The organism is Sulfurospirillum sp. 1612 (assembly GCF_036556685.1).
GTDB lineage: Bacteria > Campylobacterota > Campylobacteria > Campylobacterales > Sulfurospirillaceae > JAADIZ01.
In genome coordinates this window covers 457,025-469,403 of sequence record NZ_CP140614.1, presented here as the reverse complement: position 1 = coordinate 469,403, position 12,379 = coordinate 457,025, and the positions used below count along the sequence as shown (strand labels likewise).

The 12,379-nt window shown below is 37.4% G+C and carries 13 protein-coding genes and 1 pseudogene; 4 read left to right on the top strand and 10 right to left on the bottom strand.

Annotated elements, in window-relative coordinates; all coding sequences use genetic code 11:
- Positions 1-37 precede the first annotated feature (37 nt).
- A complete protein-coding gene (locus SFB89_RS02375) occupies positions 38-718 on the top strand; it encodes a Crp/Fnr family transcriptional regulator (protein ID WP_331775349.1) in 681 nt (226 codons plus the stop codon).
- Between the two features lie 52 nt (positions 719-770).
- A complete protein-coding gene (locus tag SFB89_RS02370) occupies positions 771-1,217 on the top strand; it encodes an Hsp20/alpha crystallin family protein (protein ID WP_443082174.1) in 447 nt (148 codons plus the stop codon).
- A 29-nt stretch (positions 1,218-1,246) separates the two neighbouring features.
- Here the strand turns inward: SFB89_RS02370 and SFB89_RS02365 are convergent, their stop codons facing one another.
- The 3 genes from SFB89_RS02365 to SFB89_RS02355 all read right to left on the bottom strand — a co-directional run bounded on the left by SFB89_RS02365 (position 1,247) and on the right by SFB89_RS02355 (position 4,575).
- Complete coding sequence (locus tag SFB89_RS02365) at positions 1,247-1,729, bottom strand: phosphoribosyltransferase (RefSeq protein WP_331775348.1); 483 nt, start codon at positions 1,727-1,729, stop codon at positions 1,247-1,249.
- 120 nt (positions 1,730-1,849) lie between these two features.
- On the bottom strand, positions 1,850-3,646 hold the full coding sequence (gene lepA / locus SFB89_RS02360) for a translation elongation factor 4 (protein ID WP_331776043.1): 1,797 nt from the start codon (positions 3,644-3,646) through the stop codon (positions 1,850-1,852).
- Positions 3,646-4,575: a ribose-phosphate pyrophosphokinase gene (locus tag SFB89_RS02355; protein ID WP_331775347.1), complete on the bottom strand. Its 930-nt coding sequence runs from the start codon at positions 4,573-4,575 to the stop codon at positions 3,646-3,648. The genes lepA and SFB89_RS02355 overlap by 1 nt, the downstream gene beginning before the upstream one ends.
- A 194-nt stretch (positions 4,576-4,769) precedes the next feature.
- Here SFB89_RS02355 and SFB89_RS02350 point away from each other — a divergent pair, with 194 nt between their 5' ends.
- Positions 4,770-5,120, top strand: a complete 351-nt coding sequence (locus SFB89_RS02350; protein WP_331775346.1) for a winged helix-turn-helix transcriptional regulator — start codon at positions 4,770-4,772, stop codon at positions 5,118-5,120.
- Positions 5,121-5,173: 53 nt separating this feature from the next.
- Here the strand turns inward: SFB89_RS02350 and SFB89_RS02345 are convergent.
- A pseudogene (locus tag SFB89_RS02345) lies at positions 5,174-5,362 on the bottom strand (YgaP family membrane protein).
- A gap of 138 nt (positions 5,363-5,500) precedes the next feature.
- Between SFB89_RS02345 and SFB89_RS02340 the strand changes: the two are divergent.
- Complete coding sequence (locus tag SFB89_RS02340) at positions 5,501-6,253, top strand: CHAD domain-containing protein (RefSeq protein WP_331775345.1); 753 nt, start codon at positions 5,501-5,503, stop codon at positions 6,251-6,253.
- Here SFB89_RS02340 and SFB89_RS02335 read toward each other — a convergent pair.
- The 6 genes from SFB89_RS02335 to SFB89_RS02310 form a co-directional block, all read right to left on the bottom strand.
- Positions 6,250-8,169, bottom strand: a complete 1,920-nt coding sequence (locus SFB89_RS02335) for a methyl-accepting chemotaxis protein (RefSeq protein ID WP_331775344.1) — start codon at positions 8,167-8,169, stop codon at positions 6,250-6,252. The two genes, SFB89_RS02340 and SFB89_RS02335, sit on opposite strands and share 4 nt — an antisense overlap.
- A gap of 94 nt (positions 8,170-8,263) precedes the next feature.
- Entirely contained in the window at positions 8,264-9,310 is a 1,047-nt protein-coding gene (mnmA, locus tag SFB89_RS02330; protein ID WP_331776042.1) for a tRNA 2-thiouridine(34) synthase MnmA, read from the bottom strand.
- 83 nt (positions 9,311-9,393) lie between these two features.
- Positions 9,394-10,260, bottom strand: coding sequence for a flagellar motor switch protein FliY (gene fliY / locus SFB89_RS02325; protein WP_331775343.1), 867 nt, complete (start codon positions 10,258-10,260; stop codon positions 9,394-9,396).
- A gap of 12 nt (positions 10,261-10,272) precedes the next feature.
- Positions 10,273-11,316, bottom strand: coding sequence for a flagellar motor switch protein FliM (gene fliM / locus SFB89_RS02320; protein WP_331775342.1), 1,044 nt, complete (start codon positions 11,314-11,316; stop codon positions 10,273-10,275).
- Complete coding sequence (locus SFB89_RS02315) at positions 11,309-12,022, bottom strand: RNA polymerase sigma factor FliA (RefSeq protein WP_331775341.1); 714 nt, start codon at positions 12,020-12,022, stop codon at positions 11,309-11,311. The genes fliM and SFB89_RS02315 overlap by 8 nt, the downstream gene beginning before the upstream one ends.
- Positions 11,994-12,365: a hypothetical protein gene (locus tag SFB89_RS02310; RefSeq protein ID WP_331775340.1), complete on the bottom strand. Its 372-nt coding sequence runs from the start codon at positions 12,363-12,365 to the stop codon at positions 11,994-11,996. The genes SFB89_RS02315 and SFB89_RS02310 overlap by 29 nt, the downstream gene beginning before the upstream one ends.
- Positions 12,366-12,379 lie beyond the last annotated feature (14 nt).

Below are 12,379 nucleotides of genomic sequence, written 5' to 3'. Positions count from 1 at the left end.
TTGTATAAATATGTTATAATTTTTTATGGAAAAACAGATGGCAAAGCAAAAAGAACTTCAATTATTTCAAGGTTTTGACGATGCCTTTAAAAATGAGATTAATGCCTGCGCTAAAATCGTTCATTTTAAAAAAGGCGATATTCCTTATTTTGCGGATGATTTAATGCAACATTTCTATTCGATTATTGATGGAAAAATCAAGGCCTATCAACTCAATCTCGACACGCTAAGAGAGCAAACGTTTTTCATCTATCGTCGCGGTGATATGCTCGATACTATCATACTGCTTGATCAGACATCACACCCGCTCATGTATGAAGCCCTCACGCCAACACAAGCATTGCAATTTCCTATCGAAAAAGTACGTGAATGGATTGATACAAAACCAGAGTTTAATAAAAAGTTTTTCCCATATATCGCCTCACAAATGCGTCATACTGAATCCTTAGCTAGTGATTTGTCGCTCCTTGATACCACGCAAAGACTCATAAAATTGTTACTTGAAAATATGAATCCCGACAATAATTTCAAACACAATTTGCTGCATAATCTCTCCAACACAGAGATTGCCAATCTCATCGGCACCGTTAGACAAGTAATCGAGCGCCACCTTAAAGCGTTTGAACGTCAAAATATTCTCAGCGCAGAGCGCAAAAACATCACCATCAAAGATCTCACAAAATTATTGAAAAAAATCACCCAATTGCAACTTAAGTAGCATACTCTTTTTTTTATTTTGTTATAAAATTCCAATAAAAAAAGGAGATACAATGTTAATCAGAAAATACAATCCATTTACCAATCCAGAAGCAACCATGGTCAAATACGATTTGGTTAATGATTTCATGAATTTCTTCGATTCAAAGTTAGATGATTCCAATATCGTCAATTTCAAACCAAAAGTCAATACCATCGAAGGGGAAAATGCTTATCATATAGAAGTCGATTTGCCAGGGGTTAAAAAAGAGGAGATTGAGGTCAATGTCAAAGACAATACCCTCACAATCTCAGGAGAGCGAAAAGTCAAAAATGAGGTCAAAGAAAAAGACTACTATAAAATGGAAAGTGCTTATGGTAGCTTTGCAAGAAGTTTCACACTTCCTGAAAAGGTCGATGTCGAAAATATTCATGCCAACTCTCAAGATGGCGTCTTAGAAGTCGTCATTCCAAAACTTGATGTCATCGATAATAAAACCAAAAAAATTGAAATCAAGTAATACAATGTGAAGGAGAACTCGCTTCTCCTTTACCCCTTTTTAAACCCTAATGGGGTATCTTCACGCGCATCCGCTAAGGTGATAGCAAAGGCTATCATGATGTCATTTTTTTGACATGTCGCTTGTGCTTCCATCAATGTATTCCCTGTGGTCACCACATCATCAATCAAAATGGCAGAAATTCCTGCTTTACATTTGATTTTAAAATCTCTCTTCTGCGCTTGTCTTACTTTGAGTTTTTGTCCAGAATAGCGGATAGGATTTTGTGCTCTTATGGATCCATATATCGTAGGGAGTACGGTTTTTAGCTCATGAGCCATCACCGCAGTATGCGAATAACCCCCTCTGACATGGTCATCAATAGGAAGCAAGACAACATCTCTCAAATTTGCCTCTTTTAAAAAAGGCAAGATAGCATGATGACTCAAATAAGCAAATATTTTAGCACCGATATACGTATGCTTGGTATGTAAGAGTTTGCAAAGTTCACTGTATTTGTAAAAAGAGTACACACAAAGACCACTCTCTAGTACTCGTTTGTGGGGTGTGGGAGTAAGCAGCGTATTTAAACAGTGTGAGCAGATTGTCTTAGTGCTAAAATTTAGACAGAGCAGACACCGCATTGTGCTACTCTAATCTAATTTTAAGACGGTTAAGAAAGCCTCTTGTGGAAGTTGCACCCGACCGATGGACTTCATCCTTTTTTTCCCTGCTTTTTGTTTTTCAAGCAATTTTCGTTTTCGCGTGATATCACCACCATAACATTTCGCCGTGACGTTTTTACCTACTGATTTGACTGTTTCTCTTGCAATGACTTTATTGCCAATACTTGCTTGAATTGCCACTTCAAAGAGTTGTCTTGGCACAATCTCTTTCATCGCTTTAACAAATTCTCGACCTTTAGTCGTGGCATTTTGTCGTGGCACGATAATAGAGAGTGCGTCCACGACTTCTCCTGCTACTAGGACATCAAGTTTGACCAAATCACCCTCTTTGTAATCGGTTTGTTCATAATCAAAACTCGCATATCCTTTGCTCACCGATTTGAGCTTATCATAAAAATCCATAACAATTTCATTCATCGGAATCAGATACTCCAAAAGTACCCGCTCTTGCGTGATATAATCCATCTTCTCTTGTATGGCACGCTTATTGTTTAAAAGTGTGATAATATTCCCCAGAAACTCCGTTGGTGTCAAAATGGTCGCTTTGACGTAGGGCTCTAAAATACTTCCGATTTCATTAACCGGAGGTAACTGGCTGGGATTTTGGATGTCTAGGACTTCACCACTGGTTTTGGTTACTTTATAAGTCACTGTCGGAGCTGTAGCAATGAGATCAAGCCCAAATTCCCGCTCCAATCGCTCTTTGACCACTTCCATATGAAGCAATCCCAAAAATCCCACACGAAATCCAAAACCAAGAGCCACGGAGGTTTCAGGCTCATAAGAGATACTTGCATCATTGAGTTTTAATTTATCAAGCGCATCCCTTAAATCCTCAAACTTATCCGTTTCGATAGGATAAATCCCCGCAAATACAAATGATTTAATCTCTTCAAATCCTTTGATAGGTTGTGCTGTTTTATTTTTGTTATCGGTAATCGTATCACCCACGCGCACGTCGCCGATATTTTTCAATCCTAAGACAACAATGCCAACTTCGCCAGTTTTGATCGCCGCTGTTTTTTGCAAAGCTAGAGGATGAGGATACATGAGATTGAGGACTTCATGTTTTTTGCCCGTACCCATCACAAAAATCTCTTGTCCTTTTTTGATTTCACCATCATAAACCCGAACCAGCGCAAGAGCTCCGAGATAATTATCAAACCAACTATCATAAATAATCGCTTTTGTCGGCGCATCTTCATCACCATGTGGAGCAGGAATTTTTTCGACGATTTTATCCAAAAGTTCTCGAATCCCTATGCCACTTTTCGCACTCGCTTCGATGGCATCATCACAATCAAGTCCGATAACATGCTCAATCTCATCTTTGACACGCTCAGGGTCAGCTGCGGGTAAATCAATCTTATTGAGTACCGGAATGATTTCTAAATTGTGTTCCAATGCAATATAAACATTGGCAATGGTTTGAGCCTCTACCCCTTGGCTCGCATCAACAACAAGTAGCGCTCCATCACTGGAGGCTAGTGATCTTGATACTTCATAAGAGAAATCCACATGACCGGGAGTGTCGATTAGGTTGAGGATATAAGATATACCGTCTTTAACATAGGTCAAACGCACACTTTGAGCCTTGATGGTAATGCCACGCTCTTTTTCTATATCCATGGTATCCATCATTTGAGCACCCATCTCGCGCTCACTTACCGCCCCACACTCTTGGATCAGGCGATCAGCTAGCGTGCTTTTGCCATGGTCAATATGGGCAATGATAGAAAAGTTTCTAATTCGAGATTGATCAATCAAACAAACAGTCCATTAACACTTTCATTGTGATAAACACGTCGAATCACTTCAGCGAATGTTGGAGCAACGCTGAGTACCTTAATCTTACTTGATTCTTGTTTTAGAGGAATCGTATCGGAGACGATTAACTCATCTAAATCACCACTTTCAATACGCTCATAAGCTGGGCCACTGAGTACCGCATGCGTACAACATGCCATCACGCTGGTTGCCCCTTTGGCTTTGAGCACTTTAGCCCCTTTGACAATCGTACCGGCCGTATCAATCATATCATCAATCAAAATAACATCTTTGCCCTCGACATCACCGATAATATTCATAATCTCTGCTTCATTAGCACGCTCTCTTCTTTTGTCAACAATCACCATATCCACGCCGAGTTTTTTAGCAAAACTTCGCGCTCTTGCCACACCACCGATGTCTGGACTTGCAACAATAGGATTTTTGAGATTTTTGTTTTTGACATAATCATGAAAAACAATCGTTCCGTAGAGATTATCTACAGGAATATCAAAAAATCCTTGGATTTGCCCAGCATGCAAGTCGATGGTTACCACTCTGTCAATGCCCGCAGCTTGAATCATATTGGCAACTAATTTGGCAGTAATTGGCACTCTTGGCGCTGCTTTTCTATCTTGTCTCGCATAACCAAAATATGGCATAATTGCGGTGATTGAATTGGCAGAACTTCGTCGCAATGCATCAGTGAGGATTAATAACTCCATCAAATTAACATTAGCAGGAGCACAGGTGGATTGTATGATAAATACATCTTTGCCACGAACGCTTTCACTAATCTGTACACTAATCTCACCATCACTAAATCGTTTGATTTGAGCTGGCGAGAGCGGTAAAGCTAAATATTTTGCAACTTTTTTTGAAAATTCAGGATTTGCAGTTCCTGCAAAGACTTTATACCCTCTCATATCTTTATTTCCTTTGAAAATTATAGAGTGTTATTTTACTGAATTAGGGCTTAAAAAGATATTTTTTCAAATCTCAATCGATAAATCTTTCCTCATGATAATGCAAAACTGGTTACTTAATTATCTTTTACTATATTTTATGTAAGTAATACACATTAAAAAAAATTATGCTATAATTAGCTAAAGGACTATTGATGTATTGCATAAACGACAAAAAATACGGATGCCCGGTGTCCATTACACTGGATATTTTTAATGACAAGTGGAAACTATCGATTATATGGCATTTATTGGAAAAAGATAAGCGATTTAAAGAATTAAGCGAAGATATTAGTGAAATCACACAAAAAACTTTGACCATCAAACTCAAAGAGTTGGAAGAAAAGCAGATTATCCATAGAGAAGTCTTTGCCCAAATCCCACCCAAAGTCGTCTACTCTTTGACCCCAATCGGACAAAAACTAAAACCCATCTTGGATGATATGTTCATCTGGGGTAAAATGTACGCAGAACAGTGTGGAGAAATCACTAAACCAACATCTTAATGCGTAACGTGCGGCTTTTACCCTCTTCAAATCAAAGCCGCTTGAGTGCTATATCATTCTTTTTTAGAACATGAACTAAACCGAAATAGCGTATACAAGGGACAAAATCCCACCAATCCAGTCACCAAAGGAATGATGCCAATATAGGCCAAAGGTTGTGCTCACATATAAGCATACACGACCAAAGCAGCACCTACTACGATTCTCGCTATTTTATCCATGCCACCGACATTACATTTCATCTGATGCTCCTCATAAAGTTTTTACTGATTTTAGCATATAAATCTAAATAATACATCACTATGGTGTCTATCTATTGATAAGAGGCACTCTGATTTGCTTTAAGGACGCCACTACTATTTTTACGATAAAATACTGCTATGTATAATCTATTATTTGTCAATTATTTGATTTTCAATCTTCTCAATGCCATTCGAAGTGCCAATGCCATCAACGTGCATGCAGATATAGAATATCTTCATAAATATAGAGTCTATACCCGACGCGTTTTGTCTCTATTGAAACTTTTTATGCCAGAAGAAAAACATGTTATTTCAGAGCTCAAAAGAGTCTTGAAACAGACCAATGAATTACGAGACTTAGATGTGTTACTCACAACAATCCATGAAGAAAAATTCCCAAAATTAAAAGAAGAAATACGCCAATATCGCATCAAACAATACCGTCAACTATGGCATCAATCCGTGATTGATGATATCACCTCAACCCTATTAAAAATATCCGATGCCTTGCACAATCTACCAGGTATCAAATCTTATGTTGCGATGATTAAAAAAACAGAAAAATATTTTAAAAAAACGATGAAAGCATACCAGCATCTCTCATATGAAACCGATAGTGATGCCGCCTATCATGCTGTACGAATACGATTTAAAATCTCACGTTATGCGCTTGAGTTTTTTAAAAATTGTGATATTATTGACTTAGAATCTCAGATTAAGACTTGTAAAAAAGCGCAGGAATCATTTGGAAACCTACAAGACATTAGTGCGCAAATTGAGTGGCTCAACCGCTACGCGCGATTGCACCCCTCATACGAATGTACTAAAATGATCAAAAAATTGAACAAAAAATTAGCCAAAGAGCGCCGCCATTTACAAGAGCGCGTCTAGGCATTTAAAAGTTCTGCTCCATAAAAATGAATATCTTTGATGGTATCCTCACTCACATAGATAATCTTACACTTAAATTCTGAAACACCCGCTATAGTATCATCTGTCAAGATGGTAATCACATCACCTTGATTTCTAACAATACTTGGGTCTACATCATAAAAAGCAATACCACTTTGTGAAATATCAAAGATATAAAGACTGCGTGACTTGATATCACGTGCTTTCATTGGTGGCGTCACAACCGTACGTTTGGCTTGTCGGTTATCTAAAACGATTTCAAATCCATCCGCCAATGTTTTTAAAGAGGCACTTTTCTCAGCGGTGTCTTTCATGATATCTTTTGTCTCTTCTGCATTTTTGGCTAATACATTGCTCGTTTCATCTACATTTTCGAGTTCTTTATGCATCTCATCTAGTACTTTTGACTCTTGTGTGAATTGTACATTAAAATCATTGAGGTATTTTGAAATCAAATCAAAACTATCGCGTATCTCTTCAAAGTTTTTATCGATAATTTTAGAGCTATCCGCCAAGGAGATGACACTCTCTTTAGAGCGTTGGGCACTTTGAGAAACATTGTCAATCTGTTTATTGATTTTTTTCAAGACTTCACCAATATCATCGGCATTCTTTTGAGATACTTCTGCTAGTTCTCGAATCTTATCCGCAACAACCGCAAAACTTCTACCGTGTACTCCCGCTCGTGCTGCTTCTATGGCGGCATTTAAAGAAATCAGATTGGTTTCATCTGCGATATCAGAGATGATGTCCATCATCTTAGAGATTTCATCTGAGAATGTTTTGAGATCTTGTACGGTCATGGTCGTCTCTTCCATGGAAGAAGCCGCTTCTAAACCTTGTTCGAGATTTTTGGATACTTCTGTTTGACTGTTTTGTACTACGATTTTCGAATTTTGAGAACTATCTAACATATGTGTGAGCGTCTTTTGCATGAGTGCATTGTCTTCAAATATCTCTTTGAGTTTCTTTTGAGACGTTTGCAATGCCACGTGCTGATCTTTCACATGTTCATTCGTACGATCCACTTTCACATAGCCATAACTAGCATTAAAAGCCATGTGCTTACTCTCAGCTACAACGTTTTCAATGACCGGTTTGAGCGTATTAACCATATCTTTGAGATGTTTAAAGAGTTGGTCAATTTCATTTTTACTTTTGCCATTATCAACGGGTTCATCTTCGAGAATATCATCAATGACAAAATTACCCTTTTCGACTCTCATAATCACCTCTAATAACTTGGCAATCCGTTTGGCAACATAGCGTTTGAATAAAAAGTAGGTTAATAACAAAATAATGATGATATTAATCAAACCGGTTGCTACGGTCAAGATGAGATTATCCTTGATATCCACATCAAAATCACTCAAATCGATTTTGACATCTTCAATCGCAATGACTTCACCGGCATTCCATGTCGGATGACACATTTGGCATCTTTTTTCTGCGACAATCGGACGGGCAAGAAGATAATAATCTTTATTGAGATGTTTGATGTTTTGTTCATACTCTTTGAGTTGTGGATTATTTTTAAATATTTCTATGATTTTACTCTCATAAGGCGTTGCTTTATTTTTTTCATTGGTCGGATTATTGGAAGCTTCTTTAAAAAATACTTTCCCTTTGGATAATTTTGTGAATTTTTCAAACACTTCATTTTGGATGACTTGTGGTACTTCTGTGGAGGTACCACCAAAGAATTTTTCGTTTCGAGATTCTAGAAGAACATCAGCAAAATTGAGTACTGAAGTACCTTGAGATTTTAAATTTTGAGTGAGAGACTCTTTCTCTTTGACATAGCCATAATAGTAAAAAATTGCAGAAATTAGAATAAAAGCTCCTGCAAACATAATCGAGAACATCGTTGAGAGTTTAAGTTTTTTTATATCCATTATAAGCCCACTTTCATTCTTTGATAAAGAATATTATCAAAAATTTTCTACAATTGTCTTTAAATCAGAGATATTTTAGTGGGCTTCTTTTGAATTATTTCACAATCCAAGCGCTCCCAATAACACGCGCTCCATCGTAAAATACGGCCATTTGGCCTGCTGCTAGTGCCTGAAGGGGCTCTTTGAGTGAGACTTCAGCTTTATTGTCTCTAATGGTAACATGACAAGGACTTTTAGGGCTGCGATAGCGTATTTTCACCGAACACTCGAATTCTGTTTCAGTGATGAACATATTCGTATCTTCTGCAACAAAACACTGCGTCTCTAGATCTTGCTTTTCTCCCACAACAATTTCATTGGTCTTTGGATTGGTTGAAATGACATAATGCGGACTCAACGCACCCTTAACACTAAAACCTTTACGTTTTCCTATGGTGTAGTGCATGTAGCCTTTGTGTTCACCGACCACTTCTCCCTTTGTGTTCAAAACATGACCGGGTTTTTGAGTATCAATATGTTTTTTCAAAACATCGATGTAGGTAGTATCGACAAAACAAATCTCACTGCTCTCTTTTTGTGTGGCAAACTCTTCTAGTACGCTAATCGTACTGGCAAACTTTTTGACATCTTCTTTGTACATTTCACCTAAAGGGAAGGTGACAAAATCAAGATTCTCTTTTTTGACATTGGCAAGAAAATAGCTTTGGTCTTTGCTCTTATCAACGGCTTCTTTGATAAATCCATCGACAACTTGCACATAATGCCCTGTCGCCAATTTATCCATACCGAGTTCTTTTGCAAAATCAATCAAAGCCCCGAATTTTATATTTCTGTTACACAAAGCGCACGGATTGGGGGTCATTCCCTGTTCATATTTTTTTACAAAAGGCATATAAACAAATTCATTAAATCTGTCGCGGATATCCAAAACATGATACTGAATACCTAAAAATTCAGATACTTTTTTCACTTTTCGGATATTTTCTTCATGTGATTTTTCGTCATTGTGAAGTCTCATATACACGCCTTGTATATCATGACCGGCCTCTTTTAATTTATACGCGGTTACGGTAGAATCGACACCTCCGCTCATTGCTACTAATATTTTTGACATTTTATTTCTTTTTGTAGTGAATTTTATATGTGATATTACACATTGTTTACTTAAAAACTCTAAACAAAATTTTTAGAGTTTTTTCGTCAAAGCTAAAGATAAAGTATGGATTATCTTAGCTTTTCCAATCGCTCGCGCTTACTACCAATCTCACCCACTTGAATACCAAAGTTACCATCTACTATGACAACTTCTCCGATGGCAATCACTTTATCTCCGACTAAAATCTCTAACGGGTCATTGGCAAGTTGATCTAACTCAATTACCGATCCAATATCCATAGATAAGACATCTTTTAATAACATTTTTTTATAACCAATCCGCACACGTATTGGCAAAGAGACATCTTTTATTAATTCGATATTTCTTATTTCTGCGTTATTGAGCGCATTTGTATCTTCAGCAACGGGTTCTTCTTCTATCTCTTTTTTTGCAACCGTTTCTTTAATCTGCGTTGGAGCCTCTTCGCCGGTGAGTTTCAAATACAACATATCATCAAGAGCAAAAGAGATATTATCCATACTGCTTTTTATATTGACATTAAAAATCAAAAGCCGACTATACGCATCAAAAGTGACGACAGAGCTGGAATCTTTAAATTCTATATCTTCCACCGCAAAACTAATATCTGGCATATCTTTTTGTGCTTTGAGTGCGGTAGAGAGTGAGCCTAGGATATTAGAAACAATCTCTTTGGTCGCATCAAGATCATCCTCATTCATATCCTCTTTTTCTGCCCCTTCACCGCCGAGCATCATGTCCCCAATCGCTGTGGCAAGATTTGCAGATATGGCTACGGCCATAGTCGTATTTACCGCTCCGCTAACTTTTACATGAGATATTGCGATGGGTGAAGTTAGCGTTGTTTTGTTATCCATGTCAATGTTGCCATGTAACTCAGCTTTTGGCGCCACACCCGTCAAGCCTTCTATCGTCGATACAATCTGATTTTGCAATAATGTAATAAATTCTGACATATTATCCTCTATTTAGGAAGAGACCTTAGCTCTTCTTTTATTCTCTAAAATCTCTAACGCATTTTTAATCTCATCTTTATCGGTTTTGATCAACGCCTCTATTTTAACTGATTTTCTAAATCGATGCAATCCTATCTCTCCTAAAAAGAGATCTTTTTTATCAATTGAGATGATGGCATGGTCATCTGATGGTCTATTTAAAATCACGATATCCCCTTTTTCAAGGTCCAACAACTCACCCACACTTAATTCTGCTTTTCCTAAAATGGCTTCTGTAAATACCTCTGCTCGTCCGATGAGGGTATTTAATTCTTTATTTCTACTTTTTTTAGAGCTTGTCTCTCCGAGCATAATATCACGATTTGCAAGGCGCGATAAGATAGGTTCGAGATAAATCACCGGATAGCAAATATTGATCATACCGCTAGAATTACCGATGACAATTTCCATCACAACCATGATCACGATCTCATTTTGGGATACAATCTGTACAACATTGGGGCTAGATTCTTTGGCCTCAATCGATGGATACATATCCGTCACCGGAGCCCATGCTTCTTTGAGTCGTTGCATCACAATACGTAAAATCGCATCCAATAAATTCAACTCAATATCTGTCAATTCTCGTGTCACTTCGAAGGATTCACCCACACCCCCAAGGAGTCGATCAATCATAGGAAATGCGATGGAGGGATTGATTTCAATCGCACAACTTCCATCTAGTGGTTTGATAGAAAAGACATTGAAACTCGTTGGAATCGGCAATGACATCAAAAATTCACCGTATGTCATCTGGTCAACAGAATGCAATTGTATCTCAACAATGCTTCTCATGATAGAAGAAACTTGTGCAGCGAGATTGCGTGCCATTTTGTCATGGATACCTTTGACAGCACGAAGTTGTTCTTTGGAAACACGATTGGGTCTTTTGAAGTCATAAAGGATGATATGGCGCTCTTCAGGGCTCTCTTCATAACTATCAGGAGTCTCTTCGCTGTCACCATCAACCACTTCTAATAACGCATCGATCTCTTCTTGACTCAATATATCAGCCATAATCTTTTCCTAACTCACTTCTGATTTTTCTCAAAAGTTTTTTGTGTATTTGAGATATCCTTGATTCACTAATCTCCAAAATCCCACTAATCTCTTTTAGATTCAACTCTTCAAAATAGTAAAGTTGAATAATCATCTGCTCTCGTTCCTCAAACTGTAACAAAACCTTTTTTATTATATCTAACAACTGCTCTTTTTCTACGACTTCATTAATCTCTTCGCCTGAAAATATCGTCATTTGTTCATTCATCGGCATGACTGAGATCACTTTGTAGCCATTTCTTGCATCTTGAATCTTTGTAATATCTTCACCGATTACCTCACTGAGATATTCATCACTCGGTTCTTCTTGATGGTCATTAAAATATTTACTCACCTCTTTGTCAATCAATTTAACCAATCTTCGGTCACTTCTGCTCATGATGTCTAAAGAACGCAGGAAATCCAACATTGAACCATAAACTCTTTTTTTGCCATAGCCCCAAAAAGAATCATTTTTTTGCTTATCATAGCGCTGGGATAATTTAATCATCTCTTCAGTCCCAATCGAAATCAAATCATCCACATCAATCGATGAAGGCAAACGCTCTCTGAGGCGGTACGCCATCGCTCTGAGTGCTGGCAAATACTGGAGCACGAGTTCATCCTGCTCTTTTTTTAAATTTTTCAAATAGGGGTTATGCTGCTTGTTTATGACTTTCTCCATCTTTTTCCACGCTATTATGATACTCTTTTTCTACTTTATACGCTCGATTCATCTTCTCAATATCTGACAAAATCGCATCCAATTTGCTCTCTCTAAAATCTAACTCTTTGATAAAATATTCACTGATTTCTTCATGTTCTTTTTTGTTAAACATCAGATTGTTAAGTTTGGAGAGATCCATAAAATTGATGACAACAATATGTATAAAAAGATAAAAAAATAGCGTAATAGCGCCACTATACAGTAAAATATCCCAAGGTCCTGAAAAATTTAGCAATGAAAACATCAGTCCAATAAAAAACCCACAACTGGTGAAAAAATATATATAATTTTCTGTTTGCATTATCTTACAGCTCC

Excerpts from the sequence above, each read along its gene's own strand:
- SFB89_RS02375 (WP_331775349.1), top strand. The coding sequence starts at position 38 with ATGGCAAAGCAAAAAGAACTTCAATTATTTCAAGGTTTTGACGATGCC.
- SFB89_RS02370 (WP_443082174.1), top strand. The coding sequence starts at position 771 with ATGTTAATCAGAAAATACAATCCATTTACCAATCCAGAAGCAACCATG.
- SFB89_RS02355 (WP_331775347.1), bottom strand. The coding sequence starts at position 4,575 with ATGAGAGGGTATAAAGTCTTTGCAGGAACTGCAAATCCTGAATTTTCA.
- SFB89_RS02350 (WP_331775346.1), top strand. The coding sequence starts at position 4,770 with ATGTATTGCATAAACGACAAAAAATACGGATGCCCGGTGTCCATTACA.
- SFB89_RS02340 (WP_331775345.1), top strand. The coding sequence starts at position 5,501 with ATGTATAATCTATTATTTGTCAATTATTTGATTTTCAATCTTCTCAAT.
- SFB89_RS02335 (WP_331775344.1), bottom strand. The coding sequence starts at position 8,169 with ATGGATATAAAAAAACTTAAACTCTCAACGATGTTCTCGATTATGTTT.
- fliY (WP_331775343.1), bottom strand. The coding sequence starts at position 10,260 with ATGTCAGAATTTATTACATTATTGCAAAATCAGATTGTATCGACGATA.
- fliM (WP_331775342.1), bottom strand. The coding sequence starts at position 11,316 with ATGGCTGATATATTGAGTCAAGAAGAGATCGATGCGTTATTAGAAGTG.
- SFB89_RS02315 (WP_331775341.1), bottom strand. The coding sequence starts at position 12,022 with ATGGAGAAAGTCATAAACAAGCAGCATAACCCCTATTTGAAAAATTTA.
- SFB89_RS02310 (WP_331775340.1), bottom strand. The coding sequence starts at position 12,365 with ATGCAAACAGAAAATTATATATATTTTTTCACCAGTTGTGGGTTTTTT.